This is a genomic window from Bradyrhizobium sp. IC3123 (genome assembly GCF_020193625.1).
Classification (GTDB): domain Bacteria; phylum Pseudomonadota; class Alphaproteobacteria; order Rhizobiales; family Xanthobacteraceae; genus Bradyrhizobium; species Bradyrhizobium yuanmingense.
Genome location: NZ_JADYVF010000003.1, coordinates 105,924 through 120,781, shown reverse-complemented (window position 1 = coordinate 120,781; position 14,858 = coordinate 105,924). Strand labels below are relative to the sequence as shown.

Below are 14,858 nucleotides of genomic sequence, written 5' to 3'. Positions count from 1 at the left end.
GGGCTCGGCGCGTTGCGCCTTAGCCCACCCTACGGAGCCACTACTAGATCCTTCCCATCAGGATCAGGATCAGCAGAATGACGATGACAAGCCCGAGGCCGCCGCCGCCGTAATAGCCGGTGCCATAAAACGGCCCGCCGCCGATGCCGCTGAAGCCGCCGAGCAGGGCGATGATCAAGATGATCAGAATGATCGTGCCGATTGACATGCGAATCTCCTCCAGCCCTTCGTAAGAAGGGTCATTGCAACCTGTCCCGTTGTGCGGGAGCAACTTGCCGCAGGTTGTAAAGTTCCGGCTTTGAAACACGGCCGGGGGATCAACTTGCATGGAACCTTTGTTGGTGGACGCGACATGACTATGTGACGTCAGTCAGAAAGGCAGGACCCATGTCAGCACCGCTCGTCGTCTCGATTCCGCATCGTCTCGGCCGTGAGGAGGCGGTGCGCCGGCTCAAGACGGGGCTTGGCCGCGCCGCGGCGAGCATTCCCGTGATGCAGGTCGAGGAGGAAAGCTGGAGCGGCGACACTCTGGCCTTCCGCGTCCGCGCGCTCGGCCAGGTCGCGACGGGGCAGGTCCATGTCGGCGACGATCAGGTCCGGGTCGAGGTGGTGCTGCCCTGGCTGTTGCAGCGCTTTGCCGAGATGGCGCAGGCGACGATCAGGAAGCGCGGCCAATTGCTGCTGACCAAAGACGGGGGAAAGTGACTTCAGGCGCGCACGCGCTGCCGCGCCGCCCTGACGGCATTCGCCGTTCGGCCTGCGACGACGAAGGCAGGACAATCGCGGAAGGCCTGCGCGAGCGGCAAGTCGTTGCCGGCAAGGCCGGGCACGACATAGCCCGTGGTGTCGATAGTGGCGTCAATAGCTTCCGGTGCGGGCCATTCCCGGCCTGCTTGGGTGAACGGCGCGAACTGACGCCCGACCACGACGATCGCGGCGGCGCGGCCATGACGACGCGCGAAGGCGATGACATGATCGGCATGGGCGCCCCGTACTTCCAGCGGCTGGTAGTCGCCCTGCGCGAAGACGTCGGCAAGCTCGTTGCGCAGCTTGAGCAGATGCCGCGTCCAGGCCAGCTTGAGGCTGCCGTCCGGCCAGCTCTTGATCAGGCCGCTCCAGTCCGGCGCTTCCAGTGATGGCAGCGCCGCGTGGCGCGCGGCGAAGTCGACCGGGCGGCGGTTGTCGGGATCGACCAGCGACAGGTCCCAGAATTCGGTGCCTTGATAGAAGTCCGGCACGCCCGGAAGCGTCGCCTTGAGCGTGAGCTGGCTCAGCGAGTTCAACGTGCCGAGCAGCGCGACGCGGCGCGCCAGCGTCTGCAAGGCCTGAAGGAATTCCGCGGACTGGTCGGGGTCGAGGATCTTCGCGATGAAATCGCGGATCCCGTTCTCATACGCTTCATGAGGGTTGAGCCAGCTCGTCTCCTCCTTGCCTTCGCGCGCGGCCTTGAGGGCATAGGCCTGGATGCGCTCGATGAAGCCAGCATCGGCCGGCGCTTGAACCGGCCAGACACCGAGCAGGGTCTGGTAGAGCATGTATTCGAACGTCGCCGACGGCACGCGGAAATTGCCGTGCAGCGTGAGGTGCGGCGCGTTCAGCACCTTCCAGCGCGCCACTGCGCTGGTCCATTCACCGGGAATCTCGCTGAGCGATGCGATGCGCGTGCGCGCATCCTCACCACGCTTGGTGTCGTGGGTGGCGGTTGCGGTCATGCCTTGCGGCCATTCCCTGGCGCGGGCCAGCATGGCCTGGTGGAAGGCGGGAATGCTGAGGCCGGTGCTGGCGGGGTCGCCGCCGACCTCGTTCAGCGCCAGCAGCCGGTGGAATTGATAGAACGCGGTGTCCTCCAGCGACTTTGCCATCATCGGGCCGGTGAATTGCTGCACCTTCAGCGCGAAGCGGCGCACGCGCGGGGCGCTGTGCGGCGGACGGCCCGGCTTGAGCAGGTCCATGGTCAAGGCATCCCGCAGGAAGTCGAAAATGCCTTCGTCGGCGGCGAACCAGTCGCGGCGGGCGCGCGCAATAGTGTCGTCGATCAGCTTGCGGTCCGCTGCGGTCGGGCCACTATGCGTCAGGTAGGTGCGATAGACCGGGAAATGCAACACATAGAGCTCGAGCGCCTGCCGCAGGCTGTCGGCCGAGAAGTCGCGCGTCGAATAATGGCCGTTGGCGATGCGCGCAAGCAGGCGCGTCAGCACGGTGAACTCGCTGGTGAGCAGCGTCTCCAGCACCCGCCGCTTGGCGTCCTTGACGTAAGGCACAAGCCGCGGCGGCCGGTTGCTGATCTGCCGCCAGGTCTCGTCCAGCGCCTCCAGTCCCCTGGGATCGACCAGCACGTGGGTGATGACATTCATCCACTCGTAGCCGGTGGTGCCCTGGACGCCGGCGAAATGCGGCAGGCGTTCGTGCTCGCACAGGATCTTCTCGATCACGGTGTAGAAGGGCTTTGCGTTGCCCTGCGCGTCGCGCACCAGGCGGCGCAATCGCTGGCAATACTGGGCCGGGTCACGCAGGCCGTCGATGTGATCGAGCCGGATTCCCTGCAATTTGCCGTCGGCGATGAGCTGCTTCACCAGCCGGTGCGTAGCGGCAAACGTGCTCGCGTCCTCGACGCGCAGGCCGGCGAGGCCGTTGACGTCGAAGAAGCGGCGATAATTGATGTCGCTGGACGCAAGCCGCCAGTGCCCGAGCTTGTAGTGCTGGCGCTCGAGGAGATGATGCAGCGTCAACGTCTGTGCCGGGCGGTCCTTGCCGGCGCGATAGGCGGCAAGGCCGCGCTTGATGATGTCGGCGGCGCCTGCGATCTCCTTGAGCTCGGACTTGAAGCCGGGAGCTTCCTTGCGATTGGGGCGCCGCAGCCCTGTGGTGCGGGTCGCGAGCGACAGCAGGCGCTTGCCGGGCTCTGTTTCCGCCGCGTCCGCCTCCTTGACGACAATCCGCAGCATCTCGCCATAGCGCTCCGGCGCGATCGGTAAGCGGTGCTCGAAATACCAGGCGGAAAAAGTCCCTTCGTCCGGGTCGTAGCGCAGCTCGATATCGCCGCGCTCCAGCGCCTCGCCGTAGGACGCGCCGAGGATCGGCAGCAGCACGCCGCCGCGGGCGCGGTAGGCCAGCTGGTCCCAGTCGATGTCGAAGGACGCCGCGTGCGGCGAGGCCTGGCCCCATTCCAGCACGTCGAGCCACCACGGATTGTCGGCAAAATGCACGCCGACATGGTTGGGAACGAAATCGATGATGAGCCCGAGATCGTGCTGCTGAAGCACCTGGCTCAGCCGCGCAAAGCCGGCCTCGCCGCCGAGCTCGGGATTGAACTGGCCGTGATCGACGGTGTCGTAGCCATGGGTCGAGCCTTTGCGGGCCTTCATCACCGGCGAGGCGTAGAGATGCGTAATGCCCAGCGCCTTGAGATAGGGAACGACCGCGGCGGCCTTGTCGAAATCGAAATCCGCGGTGAGCTGGAGCCGGTAGGTCGCGAGCGGAATGGCGGGAGGCATTCTAACCTCCGAGGCGCCAAACCACCGACCAGGGCGTGAGCCGCTCGCCGGCTCCGCCGCCCCAGATCGGCGTGCCCGCGCTGACGCTGGAGGTGATCTCATGATCCGACAGGTTGGCGACAAGACGCAACGTGGTGCCGTCGCCCATGCGCCAATGTGCGGTGACGAGGCCGTTGTCGGCCGCTTCGGCATCACCGAAGCTTGCGCCCTTCAGCCGCGGCACGATCTGCTTGCGACGGACGCCGAGCAGCTCTCGCGCCAGCGTGAGCCGCGCTTCCTGTTGCGGCGTGCGGCCGGTCCAGTCGAGCACGGCCGATTGCAGCGTTGCCGGATCGAGCGGGTCGGGCACCTCGTCGCCGTATTTCTCGTAAGCCCAGGCATATTCGCGCTTGCGGCCCTTGCGCACGGCATCGGCGAGTTCGCCCTGGAAATCGCAGAAGAACGGGAAGGGGACCGTCGAGCCCCATTCCTCGCCCTGAAACAGCATCGGCACCATCGGCGCGAGCAGGGTGACCGCGAGCGCGGCCTCGATCTGCTGTGGCGATGCCAGGCTTTCCAGCCGCTCGCCCAGCGGGCGATTGCCGATCTGGTCGTGGTTCTGCAGGAAATTGACGAAGGTCGCCGGCGGCAGCTGGCCGCTCGGCTCGCCGCGCGGCTTCTTGCCCCAGAATTCCGAGATCTCGCCCTGATAGACGAAGCCGGAGGCGAGAGCGCGTGCCAGATCCAGGCGCGGCGTCTGGTAATCGCCATAGTAGCCGGCATGCTCGCCGGTCAGCATCACGTGCCAGACGTGATGATAATCGTCGTTCCACTGCCCGCGATATTTGCCGTTCGGCGGATCCTGCGCGGCATCGAGCAGGCTGGCGAGGTTGTCGCCGTTCTCCAACACGAGATGGATGTGACGTCCCGTGGCCTTGGCGAGCTCGCCGGTGGCAACGCTGAGGTCCTGCAGCATGGACTGCTCGCCCGGGACAGCCATGATGTGGTTGGCGGCGTCGAGTCTGAGGCCATCGAAGCGGTAGTCGCCGAGCCAGGACAGCGCATTCTCGACGGCGAAGGCTCGCACCTGCGGCACGCGATAATCGATCGCGCTGCCCCACGGCGTGTGCGCATCGGTGAAGAAGGTCGGCGCGTAACGGCCGAGATAGTTTCCTTCCGGGCCGAAATGATTGTAGACGACGTCGAGGAACACCATCAGCCCGCGCAGATGCGCCTCGTCGATCAGCGTCTTCAGGTCTTCGGGCCGGCCATAGGCGCTGTCCGGCGCATACCACAGCACGCCGTCATAGCCCCAGCCGCGGCGGCCTGCGAAATCGGCGAGCGGCATCAATTCCAGCGCATTGATGCCGGTCGCGGCGAGGTGATCGAGCTTGTCGATCATGGCGCGATAGCTGCCTTCGGACGTGAAGGTGCCGACATGGGTTTCGATCAGCACCGTCTCTTCCCAGGGACGGCCGCGCCAATCGCGCGCGCGCCAGACGAAGGCATCGTGATCGATCACCTCGCTCGGGCCGAACACGTCGTCGGGCTGGAAGGCCGAAGCGGGATCCGGCACGTCGATGTCGTCGTCGATCCTGAACTTGTACTTGCTGCTAGATGACAAGCCGGCGATCTCGGCGACGAACCAGCCATCCTGCCGGCGCTGCATCGCGTGCCTGCGGTCGAGCAGGAGATCGACGCGGCGCGCGGCCGGCGCCCACAGCCGGAACGACACGCCGTCCTTGGTCGGCCTCGCCCCGAAGGATGGCCTCATAGTGCGCCTGCGAAGGCGAGCACGGAGCGCGGCGGCGCCTTGCTGTCGCTCCCGGGCAGGAAGTCGATCGTATTCAGCTTGGCATCGGTCGTGTTCAGGATCTGCTGCCAGCGCTTGTATTCGGTCATTTTGGGCAATTTGAATGCGATCTCTTCGGGAGCGGCGTTCAGTACGATAAAGATCGCAGCGCCGCCCGGTTCCATCGGGCCCATCACATAGGAGAGAAACCGCCCATCCGGGAATGTCCAGTCACTCTCCGTCATCTCGTTGCCGGCGGGCGTCAGCCACAATGCGCCGTAGGAGACGCCGTCCTTGGGGCGGCCGTCGAGCCAGCGATGGCTGCGCAACTGTGAGAAACGGCGGCGGATGTCGGCGAGATGGGCAACGAAGTCGATCATGTCGTCGCCGTCCTTGCCGAGATTGTCCCAGCCGACCCAGCCGACCTCGTTGTCCTGGCAATAGGCGTTGTTGTTGCCAGATTGCGAGTTGCCGACCTCGTCGCCGGCGAGGATCAGCGGAACGCCCTGGGCCAGCATCAGGCAGGCCAGCACGTTCTTGCGCAGCTGGCGGCGCAGGTTGATGATGCCAGGATCATCGGTCGGGCCCTCGACGCCGCAATTGTTGCTGTGATTGTCGTTGGAGCCGTCGCGATTGTCCTCGCCGTTGGCCTCGTTGTGCTTCTCGTTGTAGCTGAAGAGGTCGGCGAGCGTGAAGCCGTCGTGGACGGTGATGTGGTTGATGCTGGCGCGCGGCCGCCGTCCGTCGTGGTTGAACAAGTCGGAGGATGCGGTCATTCGGCTGGAGATGTCGCCGATCAGGCTGCCTTCACCGCTCCAGTAGCGGCGCATGGCGCTGCGATAGCGGTCGTTCCATTCCGACCATTGCGAGGGAAAGGCTCCGACCTGGTAGCCGCCGAGGCCGAGGTCCCACGGCTCGGCGACGAGCTTGACGGCAGCCAGCACCGGATCCTGCCGGATCGCGGTGAGGAACGAGCTGCCGCGGTCAAAACCGTTCGGCCCGCGCGCCAGCGTGGTGGCGAGGTCGAAGCGGAAGCCGTCGACATGGCAGACCTCGACCCAGTAGCGCAGGGAATCCATCACCATCTGCAGCACGCGCGGATGGGCGAGGTTCACCGACGAGCCGCATCCGGTGAAGTCGTCGTAATAGCGCGGGTTCTCGCGGTTCAACCAATAATAGGAGGCGTTGTCGATGCCGCGATAGCACAGCGTCGGACCGAGATGATTTCCCTCGGCGGTGTGGTTGTAGACGACGTCGAGCATCACTTCGATGCCGGCATCGTGCAGCCGCGCCACCGTAGTGCGGAAGGAATCGAGCGCGTTGTCCTGGGCGTAGCGTGGCTCGGGCGCAAAGAACGACAGCGTGTTGTAGCCCCAGTAATTGGCGAGCTTCTTTTCCACCAGGATGCGGTCGTCGACGAAGCTGTGCACCGGCAGCAGCTCGACCGTGGTGACGCCGAGCTTCTTGAGGTGATCGATCATTGCCGGTGAAGACAAGCCGCCATAGGTGCCGCGCAGATTCGGCGGCACGTCCTCGCGCTTCTGGGTCAGGCCCTTGACGTGTGCCTCGTAGATGATCGTGTCTTCCCAGGGAATATTCGGCCGGATCTCGCGGCGGCCCCAGTTGAAGGTCTCGTCGACCACGACGGCCTTGGGCATGCCGCGCGCATTGTCGCGCCGGTCGAACGACAGGTCCTCGCGCGGGCTTCCGGTGCGGTAGGCGAAATGCGCATCGCTCCAGACCAGACGCCCGGCAAGCCGCTTGGCGTAGGGGTCGAGCAGCAGCTTGTTGGCGTTGAAGCGATGGCCGTGCTCGGGCTCGTAGGGGCCGTGCACGCGATAGCCGTAAAGCTGGCCCGGCGAGACGTCGTTGAGATAGCCGTGCCAGACATCCTCCGTCTTCTCGGGCAGCTCGATGCGCTCGAGCTCGCGGCGGCCTTGGGTGTCGAACAGGCAGAGCTCGACCTTCTGCGCGTTGGCGGAGAACAGCGCGAAATTGGTGCCGCGTCCGTCCCAGCTTGCGCCGAGCCGTGCGGGCGATCCGGCAGTCAGGCGCATCGATCAGCTTTCCGGAACAAGAAAGATCGCAGCCAGCGGCGGAATGGTGAGGCGCAGCTCGCCGCCCTCGGCATGGACCTCGCCGACATTGCCGACATTGCTGCCGCCGTAATGGGCGGAATCGGAGTTGAGAACTTCCTTCCACTTGCCGCCGAAGGGCACGCGAACGCGATAGTTCTGGTAGACGTTAGGCGAGAAGTTGATGATGACGACACACCGCGCGTGCTCGTCGAATCCCTTGCGCAGCCAGGCGAAGACGTTGCGGTTGGCATCATCGGTGATCAGCCATTCGAAGCCGGCCTGCTCGCAATCCATCTGGTGCAGCGCCGGAACCGCGCGATAGAGCCGGTTGAGGTCGCGGATCAAGGCCTGGACGCCGGAATGGACCTTGTATTCGAGCAGATGCCAGTCGAGCGACTGGTCGTGATTCCATTCGCGGCTCTGCGCGATCTCGGCGCCCATGAACAAGAGCTTCTTGCCGGGATGGCCGAACATGAAGCTGTAATAGGCGCGCAAATTGGCAAAGCGCTGCCACTCGTCGCCGGGCATGCGGCCGAGGATCGAGCGCTTGCCGTGCACGACCTCATCATGCGACAGCGGCAGGATGAAGTTCTCCGAGAACGCATAGTGCAGGCCGAACAGGATCTCGCCGTGGTGATGCTTGCGGTGGATCGGATCCTTGCTGATGTAGTTCAGCGTGTCGTGCATCCAGCCCATGTTCCACTTGTAGCCGAAGCCGAGCCCGCCGAACTCGACCGGGCGCGAGACTTGGGGCCAGGCGGTGGACTCCTCGGCGGCGGTGGTTGCCTGCGGGAAGCGGGCGAACACTTCCGTGTTGAAGCGGCGCAGGAAGTTGATTGCCTCGATGTTCTCCCGCCCGCCATATTGGTTCGGGATCCAGGCATCGGGCGGCCGGCTGTAGTCGAGATAGAGCATGGACGCGACCGCATCAACGCGCAGACCGTCGATGGCGTAACGCTCCATCCAGAACAGCGCATTCGACACCAGGAAGTTCGTCACTTCGGTGCGGCCGTAATTGTAGATCAGCGTGCCCCAGTCGAGGTGGCGGCCCTGCAGCGGGTTGGCGTGCTCATAGAGCGCGGTGCCGTCGAAATGGCCGAGCCCGTGGGGATCGTCGGGGAAGTGACCCGGCACCCAGTCGAGCAGCACGCCGATGCCTTCGCGGTGGCAGGCATCGATCAGCGCCGCAAAATCCTCGGGGCCGCCGAAACGGCTGGTCGGCGCATAGAGGCCGGTCGGCTGATAGCCCCAGGAGCCATCGAACGGATGCTCGTTCACGGGCAGGAATTCGAGATGGGTGAAGCCCATGTCGCGGGCATAGGCCGGCAGCTGCTCGGCCAGCTCGCGATAGGTCAGCCATTCATTGTTGTCCTTGCGCCGCCACGAGCCGAGATGCACCTCGTAGATCGACATCGGCGCCGACAATGCGTTGATGCCTTCAGGCGCCGGGCGCGGTCGCGGCAGGCGCGCTTCGTCGAACACGATCGAGGCCGTCTTCGGCCGCAGCTCGCTGGCAAATGCCATCGGATCGGATTTCAGCGGCAGCAGATGACCATGCGGTCCGACGATTTCGAACTTGTAGTGATCGCCGGCCTTCGCATGCGGGATGAACAATTCCCAATAGCCGTTGCCGCGCACCCGCATCGGATGGCGTCGCCCGTCCCAGTAGTTGAAGTCGCCGACCACGGAGACGCGCCGCGCGTTCGGCGCGAGCACCACGAAGCCGATGCCGTCGACGCCCTCGAGCCGCATCGGATGCGCGCCGAGCTTGTCGTAGAGGCGCTGATGGGTGCCTTCGCCGAGCAAATAGAGGTCGAAATCGGTCAGGATCGGCGGAAAACGGTAGGCATCCTCGAACTCGACCACGTCGTTGCCGAACTTCGCGCGCAGCTGGTAGTGCTTCGAGCCGTTGGGCAGGGCGCCGATGAACAGGCCGGAATCGTGGACGCGATCGAGCGGCGCGACCTCGCCATGGTCGCCGACTGCCTCGACATTGGTGGCCTCGGGCAGAAACGCGCGGACAACGCTCTTTCCGCCCTCGGGATGCAGCCCGAGATAGTGGAAGGGGTCGGAGTGGCGACCTTCGATGATCGCGTAGGCTTCTGCAGGCAGTTTAGGCATGGGCTTCGCTCTCGGCACTTGACAGAATGCGAAGCAGTCCGGTCAGCGGCGCATGCAGCCCCTCAGGCCGGCGGGACAGCTCGTACTCTACGTCGTGGAACGCTCGATCCAGGAGGAAAAATCTCAACAGGCCTTCCGCGCAGGACCGATCGTCCGGCCACAGCCTCCGATCGATCATGGCTTCGCGGTAGGCGGACAGGAAGGTCGCGGTGGCGCGCTCGCGCCATTCGTCGAGGGCGGCCGCGAGCCGGTCCTGCTCGTCGGAAGCACCCGTGAGCGCGCGGCTCAGCGCCACGTTTACAGAAAGGTCGATGGAATGGATCAGGCCGGCGACGTCGCGCGCGGCCGGCGCCTTGCGGCGCTTGTTGGCCAGCGGCACACGCGGATCGCCGTCGAAGTCGATGATGAAGATATCGTCCTTCACGATCAGAGTTTGCCCGAGCCGGAAGTCGCCATGATGACGGATGTTCAACCCGCCGATCTCGGATGGCAAGAGCGCATTGAGGCGGTCGAACAGGTCCGCGCGTGCAGCGATGAGCCGGTCGATCAGGGGCCGGTCCATCTCCCGCAGCCCGTCGCGGCTGTCGGCAAGCAGCTCGAGAATCCGCTCGGCACGCGCCTTGAGGTCGGAGAGCGCAGCCTTGATCTGGGCGGAGTCGATCGGCTCCGGGGCGAGATCGGCGGGCTCTGCCGCGGTGAGAGCGACATGCAGCTCGGCGAGCCGCCGGCCGATCTGCGCGATGAAATGCAGATAGGGCGCCTGCTCCTGGGTTTCGCGCGGCATCTCATCGGCGGGCGCCACGCGCTGCTCGTCGATATAGCGGTCGAGATATCCGGTCGTCACGGTCCAGCCGTCGCCCTGGTTCTCGACATAGGCATGCAGCACGCCGAGCGCGCTGCGCTGGTTGCCGTCGACCAGCTCGACGCTGCCGAGCAGCGCCGGCGTATTGGCAAAGCGGGCGACCTCGGTGAGATAGTAGCCGATCTCGATCTCGGGGCTGATGCCGCTCTCCAGCCGCCGATAGATCTTGGCAACGTACTTGTTGTCGACCAGCGCGGTACTGTTCGACTGTTCGATGGCGCGGATGCGTTCGGGCTCCTTGATGGTGTAGTCGGCGAAACGGCTGGTCGCCTTGAACTCGAGCCGCAGATTGTTCTCGTCCACGACCAGGTTTTGCGACAGTCCTCGTAAGAACAGACCGATGAAGATCTGCTCGGTCGCGACGTCGAGGAGCGTGCCTTCGCGTGCGCCCTGGCGGACGGCGGCGAGCGCCTTCGGGTTGAAGCGCTCGCGGTCGAAACGCACCCATTCGATCTGCATGGGCATCACGTACCGCGTCGTCACCTCGTCCCGCGTCGTCTCGAAGAACGCGATCCAGGGTCTGTTGTCGCCGATGTCGCTGAACGGTACCGCGGAGGTCAGCGTGGTCCGGATGTGCTTGGGATTGTTCTCGGGATACCAACGCGTCCGTGACAGGAAGCCCGGCAGCACGTCGCGCTCGAACACGCCGCGCTCGCGGGCGAGCGAGACCCAGTTCGAGTTCACCGGCACGACCAGCGTCTCGAATTCCGGCACCGCGCGCGGCACAACCGGCTCGGACTTGTCGCGCTCCTGAAGCTGGAACCAGTAGAAGCCGTAGGGCCCCAGCGTGATCATGTAGGGCAATTCGCCGATCGCGGGAAAGCGTGTGCGGCCGAGCATCTCCTGCGGGATGCGGTCCTTCCACGGCGACAGGTCGAGCTCGGTGGCCTGCGCGGCGCGCGACAGATTGGCGACGCAGAGGATCACCTCGTCGCGGTATTGGCGGACATAGGCGAGCACGGCGCGGTTGGCCGGGCGGATGAAGGTCATGGTGCCGCGGCCGAAGGCGAGCGTCGACTTCCGCACCGAGATCAGCCGCTTGGTGGCGCTGAGCAGCGAGGACAGGCTGCGCGACTGCGCCTCCACGTTGACGGATTCATAGCCGTAAACGGGATCCATGATCAGCGGCGCGTAGAGGCGGGCGGGGTCGCAGCGCGAGAAGCCGCCGTTGCGGTCCGGGCTCCACTGCATCGGCGTGCGGACGCCGTTGCGGTCGCCGAGATAGATGTTGTCGCCCATCCCGATCTCGTCGCCGTAATAGATGATCGGCGTGCCCGGGAACGACAGCAGCAGCGAGTTCATCAGCTCGATCTTGCGCCGGTCGTTGTCCATCAGCGGCGCAAGGCGCCGGCGGATGCCGACATTGATGCGCGCGCGGGGATCGTTGGCGTAGGTGGTCCAGAGATAGTCGCGCTCGACGTCGGTGACCATCTCCAGCGTCAGCTCGTCATGATTGCGCAGGAATAGCGCCCATTGGCAGCTCGCCGGGATATCCGGCGTCTGGCGCAGGATGTCGGTGATCGGGAAGCGGTCTTCCTGGGCGATCGCCATGTAGATGCGCGGCATCAGCGGGAAGTGATAGGCCATGTGGCATTCGTCGCCACGGCCGAAATATTCCTGCACGTCCTCCGGCCATTGATTGGCCTCGGCCAGCAGCAGCTTGCCCTTGGAATACGCATCCAGCTCCTGCCGCAGGCGCTTGATGATCGCATGCGTCTCGGGCAGGTTTTCGTTCGAGGTGCCCTCGCGCTCGCACAGATAGGGAATCGCATCGAGCCGGAAGCCGTCGACACCGGCATCCAGCCACCGCTTCATCACCTGGATGATGGCGCTGACCACGCGTGGATTGTCGAAATTGAGGTCGGGCTGGTGCGAGAAGAAGCGGTGCCAGTAGAACGCCCCGGCTTCCGGATCCCAGGTCCAGTTCGACTTCTCCGTGTCGGTGAAGATGATGCGCGTGCCCTGGTACTTCTGATCCGTGTCGCTCCAGACGTACCAGTTGCGCGCGCTCGAGCCCGGATGGCTGCGCCGCGCGCGCTTGAACCATTTGTGCTGGTCCGAGGTGTGGTTGACGACGAGCTCGGTGATGACGCGCAGGCCCCGCTTCTGCGCTTCCTGGATGAACCGCTTGAAGTCCTTCATCGTCCCGAAATCGGGATTGACCGCGCCGTAATCGGCGATGTCGTAGCCGTCGTCGCGGCCGGGCGACGGGTAGAACGGCAGCAGCCACAGCGCGGTGACGCCGAGCTCCTGCAGATAGGGCAGCCGCTCGGTCAGGCCGGCGAAGTCGCCGATGCCGTCATTGTTGCTGTCGGCGAAGGCCTTGACGTGGAGCTGGTAGATGATGGCGTCCTTGTACCAGAGCTCATCCACGATCTCGGCAGCCTCAGCCTTCTTGGTGTCGACGGAAGACAGAACATTCATGGCGTGACCCCTTACGCCAGGCAGCGGAACAGAAGTGCCGGATCGCGGTCGGGATCGATACGCAACTTGATGCCGCCCCATTCGATGCGGGACTGTTCGCCGGTGAGGAGGTTTTCGAGTGCCGTCACATGGTGACGCCGCCCGCCGGCGTCAACGGTGAGATCGCCGAGCGCCAGCCAGCATTCTCGCTCACGGCGCGAGAGCGCGATCACGACGACGACAATGCTGGCCGGATCGGCCGCCTCCTTGGCGAAGGCGATCGTCTCGCCGTCCTCGATGGCGAGAAAGCGCAAATTCGCGGTCTGCTGGAGCGCCGCGTTCTCGTTGCGGATGCGGTTGAGCGCGGCGATGTACGATTTGATGTTGCCGGGACGATCCCAGTCCCGCTGCCTGATCTGGTACTTCTCGGAATCCAGATATTCTTCGCGGCCGGGAATGGCCTCATGCTCCAGCAGCTCGAATCCGCTGTAGATGCCGTAATTGCCTGACAGCGTCGCCGCCAGTGTGATCCGCGACTTGAAGGCCCACGCCTCTCCGCTCTGCAGGTGAAAGGGCAACAGGTCAGGCGTGTTGACGAACATGTTCGGACGGTAGAAATCGCGTTCGGGATAGCGCGTCAGCTCGCCGAGATATTGCTCCAGCTCCCATTTTTCCGTGCGCCAGGGGAAGTAAGTGAAGGACTGCGCGAAGCCGAGCTTGGCGAGGCCCTTCATCGGCTTTGGCCGTGCATAGGTCTTGGAGAACAGGATCACGTCGGGATGACGGCGGCTTATGTCGCGGATCAGCCACTCCCAGAACGCGAGCGGCGCGGTGTCGTGATTGTCGATGGCGAAGATGGTTACACCCTTGTCGATCCAGAACAGCATGGCGTCGCGAAACGCATTCCACAGCCCGACGCGATCGACCGAATTGAAGTCGGGGATAACGATGTCAGAATAGGGGCCGTCCGCCGTCTTCACCGAGCGGTCGGGCCGCCATTTGAACCATTCCGGATGCTGCGTCAGCCAGGGATGATCCGGCGAGCACTGCACCGCGAAGTCCAGCGCAAGCTCGAGCCCGTATTCAAGACATGTGGCGACCAACGCGCGGAAGTCCTCGATCGTGCCGAGCTCCGGATGCAGCGCATCGTGGCCGCCCTCGGCCGAGCCGATCGCATAGGGCGAGCCGGGATCGCCTTCACGGGCCACCGGTGCGTTGTTGCGGCCCTTGCGGCTGGTCTTGCCGATCGGGTGAATCGGCGTGAAGTAGAGCACGTCAAAGCCCATTGCGGCGATGTCAGGCACGCGCGCGATGCAGTCGCGCAGGGTGCCATGCCGGCCCGGCAATGCGCTCTGGCTGCGCGGCATCATCTGATACCAGGTGCTGAAGCGGGCCTTGTCGCGGTCGGCAGTCAGCGGGAAGAATGGCGAACGCGTCAGGTCCGGCCGCGACTGGCTCTCGGCCATGGCTTCGCCGAGCTCGGTCGCGAGCAGCGAGGTGATGTCGCCGTTCCTCAGGTAATCTTCGCACTGTCTGATGATGATCGCTGCGGCGTCCTGCCGCGCGCCATGCGCCTTGGTCAAAAGCCCGGCGCCCTCGATCGCATCGAGGCTGACATCGGCCCCGGTGCGCCGCTTTCGCGCGGCGGCGTGCGACCATGTAGCGAACTCGTCGGTCCAGGCTTCGATCGCGTAGACATATTGGCCGGGCTCGGGGGGCGTGAACGCGCCGGACCAGCGGTCATTGCCGTGATGGGTCATCGGCTCGCTCCGCCATTCGCGCTCCTGCTCTCCTCGCCAGATCAGCGCGGCTGAGATCACGGCCTCGCCATCGCGGTAGATGTCGGCCCAGACCTCGACCGGCTCGCCCGCGATCCGCTTCACGGCGAAACGGCCGCCGTCGATCGCGGGATAGACGTCCTCGATCAGGAAAGCGCTGCCGGCCGCGGCACTCTCGACAGTTTGAATTGTCTTGTTCACGGTGATGCCATTGACAAGAAAGCAGGAGCCCGTTTCCCTTGTCGGGAACCCACGCTTGGTACCATGATAGAAAGCCGCTTGTGTGTCATTGGTTCCCTTGGGAACGGCAAGCGCAGTTTGCGAGTTACCCCTGACTAACCTCTTCCGCGA

At 64.7% G+C, this 14,858-nt stretch carries 8 protein-coding genes; 1 reads left to right on the top strand and 7 read right to left on the bottom strand.

Going from position 1 to position 14,858, the window contains the following annotated elements:
• Positions 1-43 precede the first annotated feature (43 nt).
• Complete coding sequence (locus tag I6F20_RS10600; protein ID WP_009798696.1) at positions 44-208, bottom strand: DUF3309 family protein; 165 nt, start codon at positions 206-208, stop codon at positions 44-46.
• Between the two features lie 179 nt (positions 209-387).
• On the opposite strand from I6F20_RS10600, the gene I6F20_RS10595 reads away from it, so the two are divergent.
• Complete coding sequence (locus I6F20_RS10595; RefSeq protein WP_036027316.1) at positions 388-705, top strand: polyhydroxyalkanoic acid system family protein; 318 nt, start codon at positions 388-390, stop codon at positions 703-705.
• Positions 706-707: 2 nt separating this feature from the next.
• Here the strand turns inward: I6F20_RS10595 and treY are convergent, their stop codons facing one another.
• The 6 genes from treY to I6F20_RS10565 are packed head-to-tail and all read right to left on the bottom strand — an operon-like array spanning position 708 to position 14,708.
• The gene (gene treY, locus I6F20_RS10590) at positions 708-3,494 is read right to left on the bottom strand and encodes a malto-oligosyltrehalose synthase (protein WP_225126106.1); all 2,787 of its coding nucleotides are present in this window, start codon (positions 3,492-3,494) and stop codon (positions 708-710) included.
• Position 3,495: 1 nt separating this feature from the next.
• Positions 3,496-5,247, bottom strand: coding sequence for a malto-oligosyltrehalose trehalohydrolase (gene treZ, locus I6F20_RS10585; RefSeq protein ID WP_225126104.1), 1,752 nt, complete (start codon positions 5,245-5,247; stop codon positions 3,496-3,498).
• Positions 5,244-7,322 carry a glycogen debranching protein GlgX gene (gene glgX, locus I6F20_RS10580; RefSeq protein ID WP_225126101.1) on the bottom strand — a complete coding sequence of 693 codons (2,079 nt, stop codon included), beginning with the start codon at positions 7,320-7,322 and terminating at the stop codon, positions 5,244-5,246. The genes treZ and glgX overlap by 4 nt, the downstream gene beginning before the upstream one ends.
• 3 nt (positions 7,323-7,325) lie before the next feature.
• A complete protein-coding gene (gene glgB / locus I6F20_RS10575) occupies positions 7,326-9,464 on the bottom strand; it encodes a 1,4-alpha-glucan branching protein GlgB (protein ID WP_036027305.1) in 2,139 nt (712 codons plus the stop codon).
• Positions 9,457-12,750 (bottom strand): maltose alpha-D-glucosyltransferase, encoded by a 3,294-nt coding sequence (gene treS / locus I6F20_RS10570; RefSeq protein ID WP_225126099.1) that lies wholly within the window; start codon positions 12,748-12,750, stop codon positions 9,457-9,459. The genes glgB and treS overlap by 8 nt, the downstream gene beginning before the upstream one ends.
• Before the next feature lie 11 nt (positions 12,751-12,761).
• Complete coding sequence (locus I6F20_RS10565; RefSeq protein WP_225126097.1) at positions 12,762-14,708, bottom strand: maltotransferase domain-containing protein; 1,947 nt, start codon at positions 14,706-14,708, stop codon at positions 12,762-12,764.
• Positions 14,709-14,858 lie beyond the last annotated feature (150 nt).

Bases quoted from the DNA above. Each gene is read 5' to 3' on its own strand.
- treZ (WP_225126104.1), bottom strand. From the start codon at position 5,247: ATGAGGCCATCCTTCGGGGCGAGGCCGACCAAGGACGGCGTGTCGTTC.
- I6F20_RS10595 (WP_036027316.1), top strand. From the start codon at position 388: ATGTCAGCACCGCTCGTCGTCTCGATTCCGCATCGTCTCGGCCGTGAG.
- treS (WP_225126099.1), bottom strand. From the start codon at position 12,750: ATGAATGTTCTGTCTTCCGTCGACACCAAGAAGGCTGAGGCTGCCGAG.
- glgX (WP_225126101.1), bottom strand. From the start codon at position 7,322: ATGCGCCTGACTGCCGGATCGCCCGCACGGCTCGGCGCAAGCTGGGAC.
- treY (WP_225126106.1), bottom strand. From the start codon at position 3,494: ATGCCTCCCGCCATTCCGCTCGCGACCTACCGGCTCCAGCTCACCGCG.
- I6F20_RS10600 (WP_009798696.1), bottom strand. From the start codon at position 208: ATGTCAATCGGCACGATCATTCTGATCATCTTGATCATCGCCCTGCTC.
- glgB (WP_036027305.1), bottom strand. From the start codon at position 9,464: ATGCCTAAACTGCCTGCAGAAGCCTACGCGATCATCGAAGGTCGCCAC.